Annotated in this window: 22 protein-coding genes; all 22 read right to left on the minus strand. The window is 66.1% G+C overall.

Annotated elements, in window-relative coordinates:
- On the minus strand, positions 1 to 996 hold the full coding sequence (locus OOT33_RS12895) for a cell division protein FtsQ/DivIB (RefSeq protein ID WP_307750430.1): 996 nt from the start codon (positions 994 to 996) through the stop codon (positions 1 to 3).
- Positions 993 to 1,922 (minus strand): D-alanine--D-alanine ligase, encoded by a 930-nt coding sequence (locus OOT33_RS12900; protein WP_307750431.1) that lies wholly within the window; start codon positions 1,920 to 1,922, stop codon positions 993 to 995. Before OOT33_RS12900 ends, OOT33_RS12895 begins: the two co-directional genes overlap by 4 nt.
- Entirely contained in the window at positions 1,919 to 2,833 is a 915-nt protein-coding gene (murB, locus tag OOT33_RS12905) for a UDP-N-acetylmuramate dehydrogenase (RefSeq protein WP_307750432.1), read from the minus strand. The genes OOT33_RS12900 and murB overlap by 4 nt, the downstream gene beginning before the upstream one ends.
- A gap of 3 nt (positions 2,834 to 2,836) precedes the next feature.
- Entirely contained in the window at positions 2,837 to 2,977 is a 141-nt protein-coding gene (locus OOT33_RS12910) for a hypothetical protein (RefSeq protein ID WP_307750433.1), read from the minus strand.
- Complete coding sequence (gene murC, locus OOT33_RS12915; protein ID WP_307750434.1) at positions 2,974 to 4,407, minus strand: UDP-N-acetylmuramate--L-alanine ligase; 1,434 nt, start codon at positions 4,405 to 4,407, stop codon at positions 2,974 to 2,976. Before murC ends, OOT33_RS12910 begins: the two co-directional genes overlap by 4 nt.
- The gene (gene murG, locus OOT33_RS12920; RefSeq protein ID WP_307750435.1) at positions 4,404 to 5,579 is read right to left on the minus strand and encodes an undecaprenyldiphospho-muramoylpentapeptide beta-N-acetylglucosaminyltransferase; all 1,176 of its coding nucleotides are present in this window, start codon (positions 5,577 to 5,579) and stop codon (positions 4,404 to 4,406) included. The genes murC and murG overlap by 4 nt, the downstream gene beginning before the upstream one ends.
- A complete protein-coding gene (locus OOT33_RS12925; RefSeq protein ID WP_373690574.1) occupies positions 5,576 to 6,814 on the minus strand; it encodes an FtsW/RodA/SpoVE family cell cycle protein in 1,239 nt (412 codons plus the stop codon). Before OOT33_RS12925 ends, murG begins: the two co-directional genes overlap by 4 nt.
- Complete coding sequence (murD, locus tag OOT33_RS12930) at positions 6,807 to 8,150, minus strand: UDP-N-acetylmuramoyl-L-alanine--D-glutamate ligase (RefSeq protein ID WP_307750436.1); 1,344 nt, start codon at positions 8,148 to 8,150, stop codon at positions 6,807 to 6,809. Before murD ends, OOT33_RS12925 begins: the two co-directional genes overlap by 8 nt.
- A 10-nt stretch (positions 8,151 to 8,160) precedes the next feature.
- Complete coding sequence (mraY, locus tag OOT33_RS12935) at positions 8,161 to 9,231, minus strand: phospho-N-acetylmuramoyl-pentapeptide-transferase (RefSeq protein ID WP_307750437.1); 1,071 nt, start codon at positions 9,229 to 9,231, stop codon at positions 8,161 to 8,163.
- A gap of 4 nt (positions 9,232 to 9,235) precedes the next feature.
- Positions 9,236 to 10,618: a UDP-N-acetylmuramoyl-tripeptide--D-alanyl-D-alanine ligase gene (gene murF, locus OOT33_RS12940; protein WP_307750438.1), complete on the minus strand. Its 1,383-nt coding sequence runs from the start codon at positions 10,616 to 10,618 to the stop codon at positions 9,236 to 9,238.
- A complete protein-coding gene (locus OOT33_RS12945) occupies positions 10,615 to 12,042 on the minus strand; it encodes a UDP-N-acetylmuramoyl-L-alanyl-D-glutamate--2,6-diaminopimelate ligase (protein ID WP_307750439.1) in 1,428 nt (475 codons plus the stop codon). The genes murF and OOT33_RS12945 overlap by 4 nt, the downstream gene beginning before the upstream one ends.
- The gene (locus tag OOT33_RS12950; RefSeq protein WP_307750440.1) at positions 12,042 to 13,745 is read right to left on the minus strand and encodes a penicillin-binding transpeptidase domain-containing protein; all 1,704 of its coding nucleotides are present in this window, start codon (positions 13,743 to 13,745) and stop codon (positions 12,042 to 12,044) included. The genes OOT33_RS12945 and OOT33_RS12950 overlap by 1 nt, the downstream gene beginning before the upstream one ends.
- A complete protein-coding gene (locus tag OOT33_RS12955) occupies positions 13,745 to 14,389 on the minus strand; it encodes a colicin transporter (protein ID WP_307750441.1) in 645 nt (214 codons plus the stop codon). The genes OOT33_RS12950 and OOT33_RS12955 overlap by 1 nt, the downstream gene beginning before the upstream one ends.
- Positions 14,386 to 15,336, minus strand: a complete 951-nt coding sequence (gene rsmH / locus OOT33_RS12960) for a 16S rRNA (cytosine(1402)-N(4))-methyltransferase RsmH (RefSeq protein WP_373690591.1) — start codon at positions 15,334 to 15,336, stop codon at positions 14,386 to 14,388. The genes OOT33_RS12955 and rsmH overlap by 4 nt, the downstream gene beginning before the upstream one ends.
- 23 nt (positions 15,337 to 15,359) lie before the next feature.
- Positions 15,360 to 15,869: a division/cell wall cluster transcriptional repressor MraZ gene (locus OOT33_RS12965; protein ID WP_307750443.1), complete on the minus strand. Its 510-nt coding sequence runs from the start codon at positions 15,867 to 15,869 to the stop codon at positions 15,360 to 15,362.
- Between the two features lie 251 nt (positions 15,870 to 16,120).
- The gene (locus OOT33_RS12970; RefSeq protein WP_307750444.1) at positions 16,121 to 17,248 is read right to left on the minus strand and encodes a hypothetical protein; all 1,128 of its coding nucleotides are present in this window, start codon (positions 17,246 to 17,248) and stop codon (positions 16,121 to 16,123) included.
- Positions 17,249 to 17,292: 44 nt separating this feature from the next.
- The gene (locus OOT33_RS12975) at positions 17,293 to 17,625 is read right to left on the minus strand and encodes a hypothetical protein (RefSeq protein WP_307750445.1); all 333 of its coding nucleotides are present in this window, start codon (positions 17,623 to 17,625) and stop codon (positions 17,293 to 17,295) included.
- Between the two features lie 36 nt (positions 17,626 to 17,661).
- Entirely contained in the window at positions 17,662 to 18,663 is a 1,002-nt protein-coding gene (locus OOT33_RS12980) for a cysteine synthase A (protein ID WP_307750998.1), read from the minus strand.
- Between the two features lie 233 nt (positions 18,664 to 18,896).
- Positions 18,897 to 19,679 carry a twin-arginine translocase subunit TatC gene (tatC, locus tag OOT33_RS12985; protein ID WP_307750446.1) on the minus strand — a complete coding sequence of 261 codons (783 nt, stop codon included), beginning with the start codon at positions 19,677 to 19,679 and terminating at the stop codon, positions 18,897 to 18,899.
- Complete coding sequence (gene tatB / locus OOT33_RS12990) at positions 19,676 to 20,047, minus strand: Sec-independent protein translocase protein TatB (RefSeq protein WP_307750447.1); 372 nt, start codon at positions 20,045 to 20,047, stop codon at positions 19,676 to 19,678. Before tatB ends, tatC begins: the two co-directional genes overlap by 4 nt.
- Before the next feature lie 35 nt (positions 20,048 to 20,082).
- On the minus strand, positions 20,083 to 20,325 hold the full coding sequence (locus OOT33_RS12995; protein WP_307750448.1) for a twin-arginine translocase TatA/TatE family subunit: 243 nt from the start codon (positions 20,323 to 20,325) through the stop codon (positions 20,083 to 20,085).
- A 40-nt stretch (positions 20,326 to 20,365) separates the two neighbouring features.
- Positions 20,366 to 20,977, minus strand: coding sequence for an SMC-Scp complex subunit ScpB (gene scpB, locus OOT33_RS13000; RefSeq protein ID WP_307750999.1), 612 nt, complete (start codon positions 20,975 to 20,977; stop codon positions 20,366 to 20,368).
- Position 20,978: the final 1 nt, after the last annotated feature.

Below are 20,978 nucleotides of genomic sequence, written 5' to 3' on the forward strand. Positions count from 1 at the left end.
TCAGCCCTCTTCCCGGCTCGCCAGCGCCTGCGGCAGCGCGGCCTCGGGCTTGGTCGTCTTGGCGGCATCGCCTTGCGCGGGGCTTGCGGCATTGTCCGCAGGCACGGCAGGCGCGGCCCGCCCTTCCGGCATGCGCATCACCATCCGCGCAGGGTCGCGCAGGTCAAAGCGCAACACGCCGCGCCCGAGCAGATGATTGACCCCGTCCAGCCGCGCGAAGTTCACCAGCGCGGCCGCCGCCTGCGCGTCCCCCTCCGGCAGGGCCAGCGTTTCGCCAGACTGAAAGCGCAGGTCCCAGCGCCGGTTGCCCACCCATGTCGCCCCCGCGAGCAGGGACTTGAGCGCCGGCGCCGCCTCCATCAGCTTCGCCAGCCGATCCGCCTGCCCGTTCGCCGCCTCGCCCACCAACAGCGGCAGGTCGGGCATCGCCTGCGGGGAAACCGCCTCTAGCACCACGCCATTCGCGTCGATCAGCGCCAGCCTGCCCTGATGCTGCCACACGGCGGCGGGCGTGCGCTCGACGATATCCACCACCAGCGTATCGGGCAAACGCCGCGAGACGCGCGCGTCACTCACCCAGGGCAGGCGCACGATCTCGGCGCGCACCGCCGCGAGATCGACATTGAGCATCGAGCGGTCCACCTGCCCCAGCGCGATGTCGTACACCGATTTGGCGTCCATGCGCTTGGTGCCGTGCACCTCGACCTTCTCGACCTCATAGCCCGAATGCGCGGCAACTTCCGCAAGCTCCATGCGCGCCATGCCCGGCAGGCCAAAGAAGCTTGCCACGCCCCAGAGCACCGCAAGCGAGAGCGCCACGATGCCCCATGTCATGCCGCGCTGCATCGCTTCGGCGCTGATCGGCAGGCGCGCGACCGAGCGGCCGAGCGCGGTCTTGCCCGCAGCCTTTTTCACCTGCCGCGCGGCGCGGGGCGCGTCCTTTACCGACAGCCTGTTGGACGTGCCGCCCCGGCGGATGCGCTCACCCTTGGTCATGGCGCCAATGCCTCCTCGATGATCCGCTCGACCAGCTCGGGATAGTCGATGCCCAGCTTCGCCGCCTGCTCGGGCACCAGGCTCAAGGGCGTCATCCCGGGCTGGGTGTTGACCTCCAGCAGATACAGCCCCTCAACGCCCCGGCTGTCATCCCAGCGGAAGTCGGAGCGCGATGTGCCCTTGCAGCCCAGCAACCGGTGCGCCTTGAGCGCGATATCCTTGCAGGCAAGCGCGATTGTCTCCGGGATTTCGGCGGGGCAGACATGCTCGGTCATGCCGTCGGTATATTTGGCGTCGAAATCGTAAAAGCCCGACTTTGGGCGCAACTCCGTTACCAGCAGCGCCTCGTCGGCCAGCACCGCCGTGGTCAGCTCCCGCCCACGGATATAAGGCTCGGCCAGCAACTCTTTGAAATGTTTCCACGGCCCTTCGCTATCCCGGCTGATCGGGTTGCCATAATTGCCCTCCGCCGTCACGATAGCGACGCCGACCGAGCTGCCCTCATTGACCGGCTTCAACACATAAGGCCGGGGCAGCGGATCACCCGCATACAGGCTCTCGCTCTCGATGATATGGCCACCGGGCATCGGCACGCCATGCGGCACCAGTGCCTGCTTGGTGAGCTGCTTGTCGATGGCGATGACCGAGGTCGCAAGGCCGCTATGGGTATATTTGAGACCCATCAGGTCCATCATGCCCTGCACCGTGCCGTCTTCGCCCGGCACGCCATGCAGCGCATTGAACACGACATCGGGCGCGGCTTCCATAAGCCGCTGCGCGACATCGCGGCCCATGTCGATGCGGGTAACGCGGTGGCCGCGCGACTCAAGCGCCTTCGCCACCCCCTCGCCGCTGGAGAGCGAGACCGTCCGCTCCGCCGACCAGCCGCCCATCAGGACGGCGACATGCCAGGGTCCGCGGCTCACTTTGCCACCCCGACGCGCTGAATCTCCCACTGCAACTCGACGCCGCTCTTCTCTTTCACCCGCCGCCGCACCTCCTCGCCCAGCGCCTCGATGTCCGCCGAGGTCGCGTCGCCAGTGTTGATGAGGAAATTGGTGTGCTTCTCGCTCACCTGCGCGCCGCCTTGCCTAAGCCCCCGGCATCCCGCCTCATCGACCAATGCCCAAGCCTTGTGCCCATCCGGATTCTTGAAGGTCGATCCGCCCGTCTTGCTGCGCAGCGGCTGGCTCGCCTCGCGCTCTGCCGCGATCCGGTCCATCTCCGCCTGTATCGCTTCACACTCGCCCGCCTCGCCCCGGAACAGCGCCGAAACGACGATGGCGCCCTCGGGCAGCTCCGAATGCCGATAGCTGTAATGCAGCTCGGCGTTACTCACCGTCACCTGCTCACCGGAGCGCAGCACCACCTCGGCCTCGACCAATATGTCCTTGACCTCGCGGCCATAAGCGCCGCCGTTCATGCGCACAAACCCGCCAACCGTGCCGGGAATGGAGCGCAGGAATTCAAGCCCAGCGATGCCCGCATCCCGCGCGGCCGAAGACACCGCAATGCCGCTCGCCCCGCCGCCGCAACGCAGGGTGAGCGGGTCCGCCAACTCCACCTTGCCGCACGCCTTGCCCAGCCGCACCACCACGCCCGGCACCCCGCCATCGCGCACGATGAGGTTGCTGCCCAGCCCCAGCGCCATCACCGGCATGGCCGGATCGAGCGCGGAGAGAAACGCGCGTAAATCCGCCACATCCTCCGGCTCGAACAACCATTGCGCGTTTCCGCCGGACTTAAACCACACAAGCGGCGCGAGCGCAGCGTCCGGCGTCAGCTTGCCGCGCACGGAAGGTAGAGCATGAGAGAACGAAAGTGCGGCGTTTCTCATTCTTCACATCGCCTGTTCAAAACCGACGTCATCCTGAACTTGTTTCAGGATCCATCCATCCCGACAGAGCCAGGCCCAAGGCGGCGAAATGGATACTGAACCGAGTTCAGCATGACGGGTAAACAATTGACCGGCGAACGTCATGCCGCCTGCGTCTCCAGCTCGGACGAAACCGCCGCCGCCAGCCCCGCCGCCCATTTGGTAATGTCGCCCGCGCCGAGGCAGACGATCATGTCGTCCGCCTGGCAATCGCCCGCGATCACCTGCGCAAGCGCGTCGGCACCCGCGATTTCCGCCGCCGCGCGATGCCCGCGCCGCTTCAACCCCGCCACCAGCGCCGCGCTGTCCACACCTTCGATCGGCTGCTCGCCCGCCGCATAGACCGGCGCGGCATAAACGACATCCGCATCGTTGAATGCCTGCTGAAACTCATCCATCAGATCGCGCAGGCGCGTGAAACGGTGCGGCTGCACCACGGCGATGACGCGGCCCTTCGCGCCCTCGCGAGCTGCCGCAAGCACCGCCTTGATCTCGACCGGGTGATGACCATAGTCGTCGATCACCGTCGCCATGCCGCCGCCCGCAACCGCGATCTCACCCACCTTGGTGAAGCGCCGCTTGACCCCGCCGAACTTGGCAAAGCCGGTGCGGATCGTCTCGTCGGATATGCCCATATGCAGCGCGACGCCGATCGCGGCCATCGCGTTCAGCACATTGTGCCTTCCGGGCATCGGCAGCTCGATCCCCTCGATCCGCCGCACCGATCCATCGCGCGCGCGCACCTGCACGTCAAAGCGGTTGCCGCCCGGAATGGGCTGCACGTGCTCGCCACGAATGTCCGCCTGCGCGGAAAAGCCATAGGTCACGATCCGCCGGTCCTGCACGCGCGGCAGGATCGCCTGCACCTCCGGATGATCGAGGCACAGCATCGCCGCGCCATAGAAGGGCACATTCTCCACGAACTCGACGAACGCGTCCTTCACCTTCTCGAAATCACCATAATGATCGAGATGCTCGGGGTCGATGTTGGTCACCACGGCGATGGTGCCGTCGAGGCGCAGGAAGCTGCCGTCGCTCTCGTCCGCCTCCACCACCATCCATTCGGAAGAGCCGAGCCGCGCGTTGGAGCCATAGGCATTGATGATGCCGCCGTTGATCACCGTGGGGTCCACCCCGCCCGCATCGAGCAGCGCCGCGATCATGCTGGTCGTCGTCGTCTTGCCATGCGTGCCCGCCACCGCGACGGTGGATTTGAGGCGCATCAGTTCGGCCAGCATCTCCGCCCGGCGGATCACCGGAACCCGCTTCTCCAGCGCAAGCTCGACCTCAGGGTTGCCGCGCTTGATTGCGGTGGAGGTGACGACAACCGCCGCATCGCCCAGATTCTCGGCCTTGTGGCCGATCATCACCTTGATGCCCTTTTTGCGCAGGCCCTCGATCACATAGCCCTCGGCAACGTCAGACCCCTGCACGCTATAGCCGAGATTGTGCATCACCTCGGCAATGCCGGACATGCCGATACCGCCGATGCCGATGAAATGGATCGTGCCGATGTCGGTCGCAACACCCCTCATGCCGCCGCCCCGCCAAGGTTGAGCGCGGAGGGCGAAGCAATTCGGGGTTTCACGGGCAACGGGTCATTCATCAGGGGAGCACTTCCTATCGATTCCAGCAGGTCGGCCATATCGCGCGCGGCGTCCGGTCGGCCACAATTCCATGCGCGCTTCGCCGCATTTTGCAGTGCGCCCGGCTCCATCGCCATCTTCTGCATCTGCTTGGCGAGCTCGACCGGCGTGAAATGCGCCTGCGGGATCGAGCGCGCCCCGCCCGCCTCGACCAGCTCGCGCACATTGGCGGTCTGGTGGTCGTCCATGGCGCTGGGCAGCGGGATCAGGATCGCGGGCCGCCCGGCTACCGTCAGCTCCGCCAGCGTCGACGCCCCCGCCCGCGCGATCACCAGATGCGCCCAGTTGAGCTTCTCCGGCATGTCAGTGATATAGGTCGCGAGGTCCGCCGGTATCTCCAGCTCGGCATAGGTGGCGCGCACCCGCTCTATATCTTCCGCGCGGCACTGCTGCGTCACCTGCAAGCGCCGCCGCAGCGAGATAGGCAGCATCGACAGCCCCTCCGGCACCACGTCGGACAGGATGCTCGCGCCCTGGCTACCGCCGGTGACGAGCAGGCGGAACACGCTCTCGTCGGTCAGCGCGGGGAATTCCTCTCCCCTCAGCGCCAACACTTCCTCGCGCACCGGATTGCCGACGAGGTGAACCTTGTGGTCGAACTTGTCCTTCAGCCGCTCGACATGCGGATAGGCGGTGGCGATGGCGTTGACCTTGCCCGCCAGATAGCGGTTCACCCGCCCCAGCACGGCGTTCTGCTCGTGCACGACGGTGGGGATGCCCTCTTTCAACGCGGCGAGCAGCGCGGGCAGCGCCGGATATCCGCCAAAGCCACACACGACCATCGGCTGGAAATTGTCATACATGCGCCGCGCCATGTCGCGCCCGTCGCGGATGCCCTTCAAGCCCCTCAGCCAGCCCAGCGGCCCGCCCTGCATCCGCCCGGCGGGCAGCACATGCACCGCCGCCTTCTCGAAAATGCCGGGGATCTTCGCGCCGCGCTCGTCCGTCACCAGCGCGACATGATGGCCGCGCGCCATCAGCTCCTCCGCCACGGCATGCGCCGGAATCATATGCCCCCCGGTCCCGCCTGCCGCGAGAACGAAGTGACGGGTAACGCTCATCGGCCACTCCACCTTGTCTTGCTCGCGCGGGGCTTGCCATCCAGATACGGGTTGCGCCTGGTGAAGGCGAGCAGCAGCCCCACGCCGATGCTCAGCGCCAGCATAGAGGAGCCGCCATAGCTGATAAAGGGGAGCGTCATGCCCTTTGAAGGAAAAATCTGTGCATTGACACCCATGTTGATGATCGCCTGCAGGCCGAACTGGATCGTGAGGCCCGCCGCCGCCAGCAGGATGAACAGATTGTCCTCGTCGAGCAGCTTCAGCAGCACGCGCACGATGATCGCGAGATAGACGAGCGCCACCGCAATGCACGAGATCAGGCCGAACTCTTCGCCGATCACCGAGAAGATATAATCCGTGTGCGCTTCCGGAAGGCGGAACTTGGCCTGCCCCAGCCCCGGCCCTACGCCGCCGAAGCCGCCGTTGCTGATCGTGCGATGCGCCAGCTCCACCTGGTCCGGCCCCGTGTCCGCCACAATGCCCAGCCCGAGGAAGTCGTTGATGCGCTGCCGCCCGTTCTCGTAAAACAGATAGACGGCGAAGAGCCCCGCCACGCCCGCGCCCGTCAGCCCGCCGATCAGCCGCCAGCTCACCCCCGCGAGCAACAGCAGCACGCCCCAGCACACGCAGAAGATCACCGTCTGCCCGAAATCGGGCTGGCGCATCAGCAGCAGCGCGATGATCCCCGTGATCGCGCCGGTCAGCGGCACCACGGGCAGCGCCGCATCCCGCTCGCGCAGGGAAAGCAGCCACGCCATCGTCACCACAAAGGCGGGTTTCAGGAATTCGGAGGGCTGAAAGCGCATGCCGGGCAGCTCGATCCAGCGCTTCGCACCGTTGATGCTGCTGCCCAATATCGGCACCAGAACCAGCGTGAGCAGGAAAAATCCGCACAGACCGATCGCAAGTCTGCGCGCCTGATCGCGCTGCATCATCGATATAACGAGCATCAACGGCACGCCGAGGCCCACCCACAAAAGCTGGCGATAAAAATAGATCAGCGGATCGACGCTGACCTTCGCTGTCGAGCGGTCGATCGCCGCCACCGGAGACGCTGCCGCCACCGCCACCAGCCCGATGGCGATCAGCACGACGATGAGCGAAAGGAGAACACGGTCGATCTCCCAGAACCAGACGCCCAATGGCGTGCGCTCGCGCGGCACGGTGCGGCTGCGGAAGTCGCGCACCATTTCGCCGGGGCGAGAGAACATGCGGCGCGGGCGGGTCTCACGCATCGGCTGCGGCCTCGCTCTCGTCCAGCGCGGCGACGGCGGCTACAAAGGCCTCTCCGCGCGCCTCATAATCGCGAAACTGGTCGAAGCTCGCGCAGGCGGGCGAGAGCAGCACGACATCGCCCGGCTCCGCCACCCGCGCGGCGCGGCGCACGGCGGCGGAGAGCATCTCCGAGTCGTCCACCGGCATGTGGGGGGAGAGCAGCTCGGCATATTTGTGCCCTGCCTCGCCGATGGTGTAGGCCGCCTTGATGTTGGGATAATATGGCACGCACTCGTCCAGATGATCGGCCTTGGCGAGACCGCCGACGATCCAGTGAATACGTGGCTTGCCGTTCACCGGCGGATAAGCGCCAAGCGCGGGCGCCGTGGACGCGGCATTGGTCGCCTTGCTGTCGTTCACCCACAGCACCCCATTGCGCTCCGCCACCCGCTGCATCCGATGGGGCAGCGCGGCGTAGGTCTGGAGGCCGAGATTGATCTGATCGCGCGCCAGCCCCAGCGCGAGACAGACCATGCGGGCTGCCCATGCGTTTTGCGCGTTATGTGGTCCCTGCAATGCGGGCCAACTGCGTTGCTCGTCCGCGAAATCGCTCGCATAATCGCCGCCGAACCACTGGGTCAGCTCCGCTCCGCCTTCCAGAGCCATGACCGCCTCTTTGAGGCCATTCTCGCCACTGGCCACAATCGCGACATGGTCCCAGCTCTGCATTTCAAGCAGCCTGATCTTGGACGCGACATAGCCCGCAAACCCGTCATAGCGATCGAGATGATCCGGCGTAACGTTGAGCAATACCGCCACATCGCAATCGAGACTGAACGTCAGGTCGATCTGATAGCTCGACAGCTCCAGCACATAGATGCCGCCTTCGGGCAGCGGTTCCTGCCCCAAGATGGGTAACCCTATATTCCCGCCCATCCGCGTCGGTATGCCGGCCGTCTCGATGATGTGATGCACCAGCGCGGTGGTGGTCGATTTGCCGTTGGTGCCGGTAATGCCGACAACCTTGTGCGCGGGCAGCGTCGGTCGCGCCAGCGCGAACAGCTCGATATCGCCGATCACCGGCACGCCAAAGCTGCGCGCATGCTCGGCAATTGGATGCTTGTTGAGCGGCACGCCGGGCGAGACGACCACGCCGTCAAACCCTGCAAGATCGACCAGCAGCGGGTCGGCAATCTCCGCCCTGCCTTCCACTTCCGCGCGCGCATCCTCTCGGCTGTCCCATGCCAGCACCCGCGCGCCGCTCTCCAGCAGACACTCCACGGTCGCAAGGCCGGAGCGCGCCAGCCCCAGCACCGCATAGCGTTTGCCAGCAAAGACGGAAGAGACGATCCCCACCCGCGCCCCCTTATCTGAGCTTCAGCGTGGCGAGGCCCGCCAGCGCCAGCACGAACGAGACGATCCAGAAGCGGATCACCACCTGCGTCTCCGGCCACCCCAGCTGCTCGAAATGATGATGAATCGGCGCCATCTTGAACACGCGCCTGCCGGTGCGCTTGTAGAAGAACACCTGGATGATGACCGACAGCGCCTCCACCACGAACAGCCCGCCGATAATCGCGAGCACGATCTCGTGATGGCTGACCACCGCAATGACGCCGATGGTGCCGCCCAGCGCGAGGCTGCCGGTGTCACCCATGAAGACGGCGGCGGGCGGCGCGTTAAACCACAGGAACGCCAGACCCGCGCCGATCATCGCCCCGGTGAGGATCACGAGATCGCCCGCGCCCGGCACATGCGGGATGCCGAGATAAGCGGCAAAATCCGCGCGCCCGGCAAGATAGGTGATCGCCGTAAATGCCATGCAGGCGATGATCACCGGCATCGTCGCCAGCCCGTCCAGCCCGTCGGTGAGGTTGACAGCATTGCCGAACGATACGATCACGAACGCGGCAAAGACATAATAAAGCGGTCCAAGGTCCAGCGCCGGTCCGTTCCAGAATGGGACATAGAGCGCGGTGCCATTGTGCTGCACGATCAGCATCGCCGCGATCCCTGCGATGATGAACTCAGCCAGCAGCCGGAACTTGCCGGACAGGCCCTTGTGGCTCGCCTTCGTCACCTTGTCATAATCGTCGAGAAAACCGATCGCGCCGAACCCCATCGTCACCGCGATACACGCCCAGACATAGGTGGAGCTAAGGTCCATCCACAGCAACACGGAGACCATCATCGCCGTGAGGATCATCAGCCCGCCCATGGTCGGCGTGCCCTTCTTGGCGAGGTGGCTCTGCGGCCCGTCGTCGCGGATCGGCTGGCCCTTGCCCTGCCGCACCCGCAACCAGCCGATGAAACGCGGGCCGATGATGAGGCCGAGGAACAGCGCCGTCATCACCGCCGCACCCGCCCGGAATGTAAGGTAGCGAATAAGGTTCAGAACGCCGGGAAAGTCGAGCTGCGCCGCCAGCCAGTAAAGCATCGGTCTATCTTTCTCCGCCCGCCAGCGCCGCGACAAGCCGCGACAGGCCGACACTGTTTGAACCCTTGACAAGGACAGCATCGCCCGCGCGCATCATATCGCGCAGCGTCGCCGTCGCTGCTTCCGCATCGGCCACATGCGCCAAAGCGAGGCGGCCTTCAAGCCTGCGTTCGAGCGGATCCATCTCCGGCCCCACCAATATGGCACAATCGACACCGGCCTGCTCGACCGGATCGGCCAAGCCGGCGTGCAGCCGCTCGCTCTGATCGCCCAGCTCCTTCATTGCGCCGAGCACGGCGATGCGCCGCGCCGCCTGCTCGCGCCCCAGCTGACCCAGCGTCGCCGCCATAGAGAGCGGGTTGGCATTATAGCTTTCGTCGATCAGCAGCGCGGTGCCATCCTCAAGCGGAACGGTGTGCCGCGCCCCGCGCCCCGCCAGCCCCGGCATCTCCGCCAGCGCGAGGCCCGCCGCCGCCAGATCACCGCCGACTGCCTCCACCGCCGCGATGATGGCGAGCGAGTTCGCCACATTATGATCGCCCGGGGTCGAGACCGTGTAGCACAGCTCCACCTCGGGCAGCTGCGCCGCCACCAGCGTGCCGCCCGACGATGCGGGAACGGCTTCCGCCGCGCGCACGTCCGCGCCCTGCTTCAGGCCGAAGGTGACGACGCGCGCGCCCTGGTCCTCCGCCGCCTTCACCAGCAGGTCACGATGCGGGCTGTCATAGGGGACGATGGCAAAGCCCCCCGGCTCCAGCCCCTCGAAGATCTCGGCCTTGGCGCGGGCAATCGCCTCCTCCGTGCCGAAAAACTCGATATGCGCGGGGGCAATCGCGGTGACGATCGCGACATGCGGCCGCACCAGCCGCGTCAACGCCGCCAGCTCGCCCGCATGGTTCATGCCCATTTCGAACACGCCGAACGCCGCATCGCGCGGCATTCTCGCCAAGGACAGCGGCACGCCGACATGATTGTTATAGCTCTTGACCGAGCGGTGCACCGGCCCGCGCCGCCCCCGCTCCAGCGCGGCGAACAGCGCCTCCTTGGTGCTGGTCTTGCCGACCGAGCCGGTGACGCCGATTACCTTGCCCTTCATCCGCGCCCGCGCCGCCCGGCCGAGCGCGTTCAGCGCCTCGGTGGTATCGGCCACCAGCACATGGGGCTGGTCTATCGGCTGCGAGACGATCGCCCCCGCCGCGCCAGCGCCGAACGCCTTGTCGAGAAACTTGTGCCCGTCGGTCGCTTCGCCCTTCAAGGCGATGAACAGGTCGCCCGGCCCGACCTCGCGGCTGTCGAATGCGACGCCAAAGACATCGAAATCCGCCGAGGCCTTGCCTCCGGTCGCCTCTGCAATCTCCTGCGCGGTCCACAGCGGCGCATCGCTCATCGCGCGCACTCCCGCGCCACCTCGACATCATCGAACGGCAGCACCCGCTCACCGATGATCTGCCCCTGCTCATGCCCCTTGCCGGCAAGCAGCACGATATCCTGCGGCCCTGCCTGCGCGATGGCGGCGGCGATGGCGGTGCGGCGCCCGCCGATCTCCTGCGCCTGCGGAGCGCCCGCCATGATCGCCGCACGAATGACGGTCGGGTCTTCGGAGCGGGGATTGTCATCGGTCACGATCACATGATCGGCCATTTCCGAGGCCACCTTGCCCATCAGCGGCCTCTTGCCCGCATCCCTGTCTCCGCCCGCGCCGAACAGCACGATCAGGCGGCCTCTGGTATGCGGGCGCAGCGCCTCGATTGCCGCGCGCAGGCCATCGGGCGTATGTGCATAATCGACATAGACCGGGGCGCCCGTCTTGCTCAGCACCGCGCGCTCCAGCCGCCCGCGCACCGGCATCAGGCGGGAAAGATGCGGCATGATCTGCGCCCACGGCGTGCCGGTTGCGAGCACCAGCCCGGCGGCAATCAGCACATTGGCGGCCTGATAAGCGCCTATCAGCGGCAGCTCGATCCTGTGCTCCACACCCTCGGCCGCGATGACGAGCTTCTGGCCAAGCGCGGTCGGCTCACGGCTGACGAGGCGCAGGGTCTCACCCGCCTCACCGACGGTGACCAGCCGGAGTCCCCGCGCCTTCGCCCGCGCGATCACCTGGTCTGAATATGCGTCATCGGTCCAGATCACCGCCGCGCCATTGTCCTCGATCACCTCGTCGAACAGGCGCATTTTCGCGGCGAAATAGGCCTCCATCGTGCCATGATAATCGAGATGATCACGTGAGAGGTTGGTAAACGCGCCCGCCTTCACCGGCAGCCCTTCGGTGCGATATTGTGCGAGGCCGTGGCTCGATGCCTCGAACGCGGCGTGGGTAATGCCCTCTTTCTTGAGGCCCGCCATGTTGGATAGGAAGGTCACGATGTCCGGCGTCGTCAGTCCGGTCGACACCTGATCGACCGAGGTGGTGACGCCGAGCGTGCCGATGGACGCCGAGGAGTGGCCCAAAGCGCGCCAGAGCTGGCGCGTCAACTCAACGCACGATGTCTTGCCATTGGTTCCCGTAACCGCCACACAAGTATCTGGAAACGGGGCATAAAATCGTGCAGCCATCTGCGCGAACAGCCTGCGCGGGTTGGCATCCGCTACGTGGAAAACGCCCTCGACTTTCGCCTCCGGCCGCGCCACCACCGCAACCGCCCCGGCCGCCACCGCCTGCGGAATATAGTCCTCGCCGTTGACGCGCGCGCCCTCGAACGCGCCGAACACGCAGCCCGGGGCCACCTTGCGGTTGTCGAGGGCAAAGCCGCTCACCTCCACTTCGGGCACTTCTCCCGCCAGACCCTTGGCGAGCATATCGAGGCGCATCACTCTTCTCCTGTGTCTTGGGACAGGAGCGGCATAAGTTCGGAGATGTCAACATCGCGGCGCTGATCGGGCAGGATTCCGAGCATCGGGCCGATGCGCGTCACCACCTGCTTCACCACCGGCGCGGAGGTATAGGCCGCCGTGCGCACGCCGGGATATTTGCTGCTGCCCTGCGGCTCGTCCATCATCGCCAGCACGACATATTGCGGATTGTCCATCGGAAAGGCCGAGGCAAAGGTGGTGATATTCGCATGATGCGCATAGCCGCCCGCAGACGGCTTTTCCGCCGTCCCGGTCTTGCCGCCAATCCGGTAACCTGGCGCATTGGCGGTGCGGCCGGTGCCATACATCACGATCAGGCGCAGCAGCTGGCGCATCCGCGCGCTGGTCGCGGCGGAAAAGACGCGGCGCCCCTCGGGCACCTTGTCCGCCTCCAGCTTGAGCAGCGTCGCGGGGCGCCAGATGCCGCCATTGACCAGCGCGGCATAGGCGCTCGCCAGATGCATCGGCGTAACGGCGATGCCATGGCCGTAGGACACGGTCATGTTGGTGATGCGGCCCCAGTCGCGCGGCCACAGCGTCGGGAAGCGCTCTTTCAGCTCGATGCTCGGCCGCCGGTCAAACTCCAGCGCACGATAGAGCGTCTGCATCGGCCCGGAGCCCATTTCGTCCGCGATGCGCGCGGTGACGATGTTGGAGCTATGGATCAGCGTCTCCGGCACGTTGAGCCAGCGGCCCAGCGGGTGATCGTCCTTGATCTTGTATTTCCCCACCTGGATCGGCGCGGTCGCATCATAGGTGCGCGCCATCGAGGTGACTACGCCCGCATCCATCGCCGCCGCAATCGACAGCGGCTTGAAAGTCGATCCCAGCTCATAGCGCGCCTGCACCACATTGTTGCTGCGCGCATTGGCATCCCTGCCGAGCTTGTTCGGGTCGAACACCGGGAAGGACGCCATCGCCACCACCTCGCCGGTATTGGCGTTCAATACGATGCCGGTCGCACCCTTGGCCTTCTGGTCGACCATAGCGGAATAAAGCTCGCTCTCCAGCGCCCCCTGCACGCGCGCATCGAGCGCCAGCACCAAAGGCTCGCCGCGCTGCGCCGGGTCGACAAGCCGGTCGTTGAACGCGGCCTCCACACCCATGCCGCCCGAAAAAGTGTCCCCGTCCTTCACCGGTGCAAAACCGAGCACATGCGCGGCGAGCGTGCTCTGCGGATAGAAGCGTTCCTTCTCGCGCGGGAACTCGATGCCAATCTCGCCCAGCGCGTTTACCGCCGCCACCTCCTCGGGCAGCGCACGGTGGCGCAGATAGGCCCAGCCCTTGCCGGTCAGCTTGGCGTAGAACTCGGCCATAGGCGTATCGGGGAAAATCTCGTGCAGCTTGCGCGCCAGCTCGGCAGGGTCGCTGATCAGCTTGTGCGGCCGCACCGAAATGGCATAGGCGTCCATCATCCGCGCCAGCGGTACACCGTTGCGATCGACGATGTCCGCACGCGGCGGCACCCCGGCGAGCGCGCCATCCCGTCCGCCCTTTCCGCCCGCAGCCGCACCGATCCACGTCAGCCGCACCACCAGAATCACCGACACCGCAATCAGGATCAACAGCACCAGCATCAGCCGCTGATGCGCCACCGCCGTCAGGTTCAGCCGCTCGCGCCGGATCGGGGGTCTGTCATGCCGGACGACGATGGTGGCCATCAGCGCGCGCCCCTCCGGCCTTCGGAGGCGGCCCTCCGGCCCAGCTCGCCCAATGTGCTGCTATCGAGCAATTGCGCATCCAGCATGGCAAGCCGTTCGGCCTTGCGCTCAGCCTTGCGGGTGGCAGCCTCGGCGCGTGCGGGCTTCTCCGCCTTGGCCAACCGCGCGGGCGCTACCTCCACCTTCTCGGGCTTCGCCTTGACGATAGCAGGCGTGATCGGCTTGGGCTGCTCAGCGGGCGCGGCCACGCTCACAGGCTGCGCAGCCTCATCTGCCGCAGGCGCCCGGTCGCCGCTCTCGATCATCGCCACCAGCACCGGCTGCGGCACATAGTCAGGGCCATTGGGCTGCAATCCATCCAAATGCGCGAGCTGGCGCTCGTCGGACAGATAATTGTCCGCCCCTAGCGCCGAATAATGGAAATCCCGGCTCGCCCATTGCTCCAGCTGGCGCATATTGGCGCGCGCAGCGAACTCTGTCTCAAGATAGCGGATATCCGCGCGGGCCGAGGCGATCTGCGCGCGCACCCGCATCAGCTCGTTGCGCTCCGTCGCCACCTTCAGCGACACCAGATAGGCGGACAGCGCGCCGAACGCCACGAACAGCACCCAGAACAGGCTTTGCAGACGCTTGACGGCGATCATTCTCGGGTCTCCTGCACGGGGGTGATGCGATCATCGAGCCGCACGGCGCTGCGCAATGTGGCGGAGCGCGCACGCGGATTGCGGCTGATCTCTGTGTCGGAGGGGCGCACGGCCTTGGCGGGCTTGGCGAAAGCGGCAGCCTGCGCCTGCTGCGTCAACGGCCGGTGGCGCGATCCTGCCGCCTCGCTGCCGGAGCGCCGCCGCAGGAACTGCTTCACGATCCGGTCCTCAAGGCTGTGAAACGTCACGACCGCGAGCCGCCCGCCCGGCGCGAGGATCGCTTCCGCCGCCTCCAGCCCGCGCTCCAGCTCATCAAGCTCGCCGTTCAGGTGAATGCGGATCGCCTGGAATGCGCGTGTGGCCGGATCCTTCTTGTCATGCGGCTTGTGGCCGAGTGCGCGGCGGACCACGTTCGCCAGCTCGCTCGTCCGCGTGATCGGCCGCGCGGCGACGATGGCGCGGGCGACCCGGCGCGAGCGCGGCTCCTCGCCATAGCGATAGAGCACGTCCGCAATCTCTTCCTCATCCGCGCTGTTGACGAATTCGGCGGCGGTCATGCCCGCCTGAGCCATGCGCATGTCGAGCGGGCCATCGGCCTGAAACGAAAAACCGCGTTCTGCCCGGTCGAGCTGCATCGAGGACACGCCGATATCGAGCACCACGCCATCCACTTGGGCTGCGCCCGCCTGCTCCACCAGCGAGGCCATGGCGGAAAACGGCCCTTCGACAAGACGGATATCGCTGCCCTCGCGCGCGATCCGCTCCCGGCCTTCGGATACAGCATCCGGGTCGCGGTCGATCGCGATCACATGCGCGCCCGCCGCCGCCATCGCGCGGGAATAGCCACCCGCGCCATAGGTGCCGTCTACATGCGTTTCGCCCTGCCGGATGCCCAGCGCGGCCAGCACTTCATCGAGCAGCACGGGGATGTGCGGCGCGTTCGTCATCGCCGGGGCGGCAGTGGAGGCGCTCATTTGGCCGCCCCCTTGCCCTTGGTCGGCGCGTTGCCTGCCAGGAACTGCTCGACCGCATAGACGACGCGGCGGCTGCGGCCCTTGTACTCCAGATATTTTTCCGGCGCCCAGATCTGGATATGACGCCCGGTGCCGACGAACAGCGCGACATCGCCAATGCCCATCATGCCCTTGATGTCCTCCGGCATGAAAAACCGGCCGCCATCGTCGAAGTTCAGGTCTTCGAGATCGGGGAAGAATTTCTCGCGCGCGGCTTCATCATCGAATACCTCGCCGCGCGAGCGGGCCGCCTGCTGGTCCGCCGTCACCTGATCCTCAAGCCATTGCTTGTGCGCCAGGCCAAAACCGACGGCGCAGTCATGCTCGGGGTGGAGGGTGATGCACAGCTTGTTGGCGTCGCCGCTGCTCTGCCGGGTGGCCTTGCGCATGTCCAGCGGCAGTACGAAACGGCCCTTGCCGTCCGCGACGCTGATGTCGTGCCCTGAAAAGAAGACGCCCTCGGACACCGGTGCACAAATCCCCAATTTCTGCGCCGTTCGAAGGCCGCACGACGCCGCCCGGAAAAGCGCATTGGGGAGCGCCGATCCGCCACGGAATCACACAGGATGAACAGCCCCTAGTGCGGATTGTGTATCAAGGGTCGACTTGGGAGAAAAGGGGAAATTTTGGGAAATTGTGGGAAAAGACTCGTTTTATCTCGTTTTCCGCGCTTCCTCGTAAGGGACATGGACTGTCACCGGCCACCTCCGTGTGTACCCTATGTCGTGTTTTTGGCTGATTTCCGTGCAAAAGGGCCATGCAACCCAAACCATCCCAGCCCTGCCCAGCCCAAACCAGCCAGCAGCCCCCAGCGCAACGCAGCGATCAGCGCAGCATCGTTTGTTACCCTGCGCGGCGCGGTGTCGCGCGGCGGCGCGAGCGGATCCGCCGCCCAACCTGCGAGCAACGATATGATGTCCGAGGCATGCGCCTCCCTGCGTCCAGGATGGTCCGGGTCCGCCAGCCACAGCCGATCGTCCAGCACGTCCGCGTCCGCGATCAGCCGGACCCTGCCCTTGCCGATGCGGCACAGCGCCATCAGGCCATCCTCCTCCAGCGCGCACGCCGTCTTGCCCAGCGGCAGGAAGCGGGAGGCTCCCGCCAGCATCACCACATGGCCGGTGCCAAGCATTCGCCGCTCGACTCCACCCCCGCCCTCCCGAACCGGCGCCAGCGCGAGACCCCAGTGCAGCATCAGCGGATCGAGCAGGCTGGTAAGCGGCGGGCGGCGCGGATCGCCCAGCGGCAGCTCGCTCGGCCACGCCAGCAAGGGATCGGCGAAAATCACCGCCCTGCCGCCACCCCGCACCCAGGCATCAAACGCCACGAGCTCGGCAGGCTGCAACAGCCGTGGCTGCGCGAGAACAAGTGAGTCGAGGCCGCGCAAGGAGGCCGCGTCGATATGATCGACCGCCCGGGGCTTGAGGAGGTCAACAAGCGGCGAGCGCCCGCCGCCCTCCGTGCCCGTCATCGCCCCACCCGGCCCGGCGCCCTCGGCCCAGAACAAGGGCAGCGCACTTATCAGGCCAACCGTACCGGCCCCGCTCAACGCGCCTCGCGCCCCGAACTCCGGCTGATCCCGCGCGCCGCGCCAGCCGAACAGCAGCACCGCGCTCACCATTCCACCCACCAGCACACCCAGCCACCAGCGCCGCGCCCGCGCGCCCATCCGCCAGCTCGCCAGCCCGTAGAGCGCGACGGCGATACTGCCCGCCAGCCACCAGCGCGTCGGCGCGATCTGCCCCGTTTCCAGCACCCCGCCCGCCGCCAAGCCGAGCGGCATGACGAGCGGCAGCATCCCGGCGAACAGCACAGCCGCAATCAACAGGAAAACCCCCGCCGCCACGATGAAACCGCGCCAGCCTCCACTCGTCGCAGATGTTTCTCCAGCTATTTGCCGCCATCCGGCGCGGGCGCGCGATCCATGCGCTTCTTGAGGTTGGGATCGGGCTTGAGATCGGCAACGACGGACTCGTCCGTTTCCTCATCGGCTGACGGCGTCACGCCTAGCTCAGCCAGCGGCTCGCTCGGTGCGCCATTGGCCGCATCGGCCTCCGCAACATTGGCGGCGACCGCCGGATCGGCTTCGGTGACGTCGTCGCGCCGCACCGTGTCCACCACCACCGTGGCAAGGCCGATCAGCAACACAATGCCGACCAGGCCGGTCAATCCGGTCTGAATCCGCTGCATCGCTTCCTTGCGGCGTGTGGCTGCTTCGGTCATTGGCCTCGCTTAACTCACGACCCATCGCGGGGTCGCTCAGGCGTCCACCTTGTGCATGAGCCAGGGGAACACCGTCAAGCCCTTCATTTCCAGCCACTCGCGGTTGTAGAGCGTGGAGAGATAGCGGAAGCCCGTGTCGCACAATATCGTGGCGATGCGCTTGCCCGGCCCCAGCTGTTTACCCAGCGCCACCGCACCCGCAACGTTGATGCCGCTGGAAAGTCCTAGGCACAGTCCCTCCTCGCTCAGCAGGCGGCGCACCCACTCCAGCCCTTCCTCGTCAGAGATGCGGAACTGCGTGTCGATCGGCGCGCCGTCGAGGTTGCCGGTGATGCGCCCCTGCCCGATGCCCTCGGCCACCGAAGACCCCTCGGCCTTCAGCTCGCCATGCGCGTAATAGTTATAGAGCGCCGCGCCATAGGGGTCCGACAGCGCGATCGTGATGTCTTCATCCTTCGCCTTGAGGCCGAGGCCCACGCCCGCAATCGTGCCACCCGTCCCCGCCGCGCAGGTAAATCCGTCGATGCGGCCGTCCATTTGCGTCCAGATTTCTTCCGCCGTGCCGACGATATGCGCCTTGCGGTTGGCGATGTTGTCGAACTGGTTGGCCCAGACCGCGCCGGGCGTTTCCTCGGCGATGCGGCGCGAGGTATGCACGAAATGGCCGGGGTTGGAATATGGCGCAGCGGGCACGAGGATCAGCTCCGCCCCCAGTGCGCGGAGCGTGTCCATCTTCTCCTTGCTCTGCGTCTCCGGCATGACGATGATCGTCTTGTAGCCGCGCGCATTGGCAACGAGCGCAAGCCCGATCCCGGTATTGCCTGCGGTTCCTTCGACGATCGTTCCGCCGGGCTTGAGCAAGCCCCGCTCCTCGGCATCGCGCACGATGAAAAGCGCGGCGCGGTCCTTCACGGAGGCACCGGGATTGGCGAACTCGCACTTGCCGTAAATGTCACAGCCGCTTGCCTCGGATGGCCCGGCGAGGCGAACGAGCGGTGTGTTGCCGATGAGCGAAAGCGTGTCGGTAATCGTGGTCATGCTCTGCCGAATAGCGCACGGCATGGCCCGTGCCAAGCGAGCGATCCTTTAGCGCGGTAAAGGCAGAATGCGGCGTTCGGACCAGCGCGAAAAAAATTGAAAATTTTTTGCGTCGCGTTGGAACCATGTGCGTGGTGCCGGGTTCTGTTCTTCGGATGGCGACCCTTTGCCCCCCGCAGAGCCATCCGATACCAGAGCCCGGAACGCATCCCCCCCAACCCCGCGTTCCGGGCTCAACTTTTTTCCGAAAGCGCCAAAGCCTGTTCGTCCGCCCCACGCTTGCGGTCGGTGAACCACATCGCGATCAGCGCCAGCTCATAGAGCAGCACCAGCGGCACCGCGAGCATCAGCTGCGAGACGACATCCGGCGGGGTCAGCACCGCAGCCACCACGAACGCCACCACAATCATATAGCGGCGCAGGCCCACCAGCTGCGCGCGCGTCACCAGCCCCGCATGATTGAGCAGCATCAAGAGTACCGGCAGCAGAAAGCAGATGCCGAACGCGAGGATGAACTGCATCACAAGCCCGAGATAGGCGTCGGCGCTCGGCAGCGCCTCCACCTGCAAGCCACTGCTCGTCCCCTGATATTGCAGGAAGAAATGAAACGCGGTCGGCATCACCACGAAATAGGCGAGGCTCGCGCCCGCGATGAACAGCACCGGCGTCGCCAGCAGGAACGGCAGCAGCGCGCGCTTTTCCTTGGCATAAAGGCCGGGCGCCACGAACGCCCAGAGCTGGTTGGCGATGATCGGGAAGGAGAGGAAGAAAGAGCCGAACAGCGCCACCTTCACCTGCACGAAAAAGGCCTCGTAAAGCTTGGTGTAGACGAGCTTGCCGCCCGCCGGGCCGAAGGCGTCTTTCAGCGGATGCACGAGGATCGCGAACAAGGTGTCGGAAAAATAGAAGCACAGCGCAAAGCCCAGCACCAGCGCGATCACGCACTTGAGCAACCGCCCGCGCAGCTCGATCAGGTGATCGAGCAACGGCGCCTTGGTGTCGTCCAGATCCTTCATGCCGGCTTTTCCGAAGCGGGCGCAGCAGGCGCGGACTCCGGCGCGGCGGATGCGTCACTATCCGGCGGCGGCAGGCTGCCAGCGCCAATGACCGTCGATGGGTCATATTCCGGCTCCGGCAGCGCATCGGCCTGCGGATGCTGCGCCATGATGCGGCGGTTGTCCGCGTCCCACTTCTTTTGCAGCTCCTCCATCTCCGCCTCGCGGATCATCGCGTCGATGCCGGAGCGGAAATGGCGCGACATCGCCCGCGCCTTCCCAACCACCTGCCCCACCTTGTAGAGCGCGCGCGGCAGATCCTTGGGGCCGATGACGACAACGGCTACGATGATGATGAGCAACAGCTCGGAAGAGCCAACGTCAAACATGGGTCAAACCGCGATGCGTGTGAAGCGGTGCGCGCTCAAGCCTGCTTCTGCTCATCCTTGGTTGCGGACGGGGCGGGCGCATCTGGCGCGGGCTGCCCCTCGATGCGGGTGGCCGGGCGCGCCGCAATCGACGCATCATCGTCGTCGGCCATGCCTTTCTTGAAAGCCTTGATGCCCTTGGCGACATCGCCCATCAGCCCGGAAATCCGGCCGCCGCCAAACAGCAGCACGATGACCAGCACCACCAGAACCCAGTGCATCAGCGAAAACGAACCCATTTAAAATCTCCTTGGGGCGAAACCCTTCAAGCATGCGAGTCTAGGCGTCTTCGCCTTCATTTTCCAGCGCGGAATCGCCCTCGTCGCGTTCAAACAGCCCTTCGCTGGCCAGGTCTATCGGGTCGAGCAGCCCGGCGGCGCGCAGATCGTCGATCCCCGGCAGGTCGCGGCGACTCGCAAGGCCGAAATGCGTCAGGAAATCGGGCGTGGTGGCGTAGATCAGCGGCCTGCCCGGCACCTCGCGCCGCCCGGCGGGGCGGATCCAGCCCGCCTCCATCAGCACGTCGAGCGTGCCCTTCGCCACCTGCACGCCGCGGATCGCCTCTATCTCCGCACGGCTCACCGGCTCATGATAGGCGATGATGGCGAGCGTCTCCATACCCGCGCGGCTCAGCTTGCGCGGCTCGTCCTTCTCGCGCCGCAGCAGGTGCGCCATGTCCGGCGCCGTCTGGAAATGCCAGCGCCCACCCCGCTCCACCAGATTGACGCCGCGCCCCGCATAGGCGGCCGCAAGCGCGGCGAGCGCGCCTGCAATATCCGGCGCATCGCCCAGTATCTGCCGCAGCTGCGCGATGCTCATCGGCTCGGTCGCGGCGAACAAGGCAGCCTCCAGCGCGCGGGAGAGGTCATCCGGTTCGTCGCGCGCGTCCATG

Source organism: Sphingobium sp. DEHP117 (assembly GCF_030867385.1).
Taxonomy (GTDB): Bacteria; Pseudomonadota; Alphaproteobacteria; order Sphingomonadales; family Sphingomonadaceae; genus Sphingobium.

Bases quoted from the DNA above. Each gene is read 5' to 3' on its own strand.
- OOT33_RS12895 (WP_307750430.1), bottom strand. From the start codon at position 996: ATGACCAAGGGTGAGCGCATCCGCCGGGGCGGCACGTCCAACAGGCTG.
- OOT33_RS12980 (WP_307750998.1), bottom strand. From the start codon at position 18,663: ATGACCACGATTACCGACACGCTTTCGCTCATCGGCAACACACCGCTC.
- tatC (WP_307750446.1), bottom strand. From the start codon at position 19,679: ATGAAGGATCTGGACGACACCAAGGCGCCGTTGCTCGATCACCTGATC.
- OOT33_RS12910 (WP_307750433.1), bottom strand. From the start codon at position 2,977: ATGACGTTCGCCGGTCAATTGTTTACCCGTCATGCTGAACTCGGTTCA.
- scpB (WP_307750999.1), bottom strand. From the start codon at position 20,977: ATGGACGCGCGCGACGAACCGGATGACCTCTCCCGCGCGCTGGAGGCT.
- OOT33_RS12995 (WP_307750448.1), bottom strand. From the start codon at position 20,325: ATGGGTTCGTTTTCGCTGATGCACTGGGTTCTGGTGGTGCTGGTCATC.
- OOT33_RS12955 (WP_307750441.1), bottom strand. From the start codon at position 14,389: ATGATCGCCGTCAAGCGTCTGCAAAGCCTGTTCTGGGTGCTGTTCGTG.
- murC (WP_307750434.1), bottom strand. From the start codon at position 4,407: ATGAGGGGTGTTGCGACCGACATCGGCACGATCCATTTCATCGGCATC.
- OOT33_RS12975 (WP_307750445.1), bottom strand. From the start codon at position 17,625: ATGACCGAAGCAGCCACACGCCGCAAGGAAGCGATGCAGCGGATTCAG.
- OOT33_RS12950 (WP_307750440.1), bottom strand. From the start codon at position 13,745: ATGGCCACCATCGTCGTCCGGCATGACAGACCCCCGATCCGGCGCGAG.
- OOT33_RS12945 (WP_307750439.1), bottom strand. From the start codon at position 12,042: ATGCGCCTCGATATGCTCGCCAAGGGTCTGGCGGGAGAAGTGCCCGAA.
- OOT33_RS12925 (WP_373690574.1), bottom strand. From the start codon at position 6,814: ATGCGTGAGACCCGCCCGCGCCGCATGTTCTCTCGCCCCGGCGAAATG.
- murB (WP_307750432.1), bottom strand. From the start codon at position 2,833: ATGAGAAACGCCGCACTTTCGTTCTCTCATGCTCTACCTTCCGTGCGC.
- tatB (WP_307750447.1), bottom strand. From the start codon at position 20,047: ATGTTTGACGTTGGCTCTTCCGAGCTGTTGCTCATCATCATCGTAGCC.
- mraY (WP_307750437.1), bottom strand. From the start codon at position 9,231: ATGCTTTACTGGCTGGCGGCGCAGCTCGACTTTCCCGGCGTTCTGAAC.
- rsmH (WP_373690591.1), bottom strand. From the start codon at position 15,336: ATGACGAACGCGCCGCACATCCCCGTGCTGCTCGATGAAGTGCTGGCC.
- murG (WP_307750435.1), bottom strand. From the start codon at position 5,579: ATGAGCGTTACCCGTCACTTCGTTCTCGCGGCAGGCGGGACCGGGGGG.
- murF (WP_307750438.1), bottom strand. From the start codon at position 10,618: ATGAGCGATGCGCCGCTGTGGACCGCGCAGGAGATTGCAGAGGCGACC.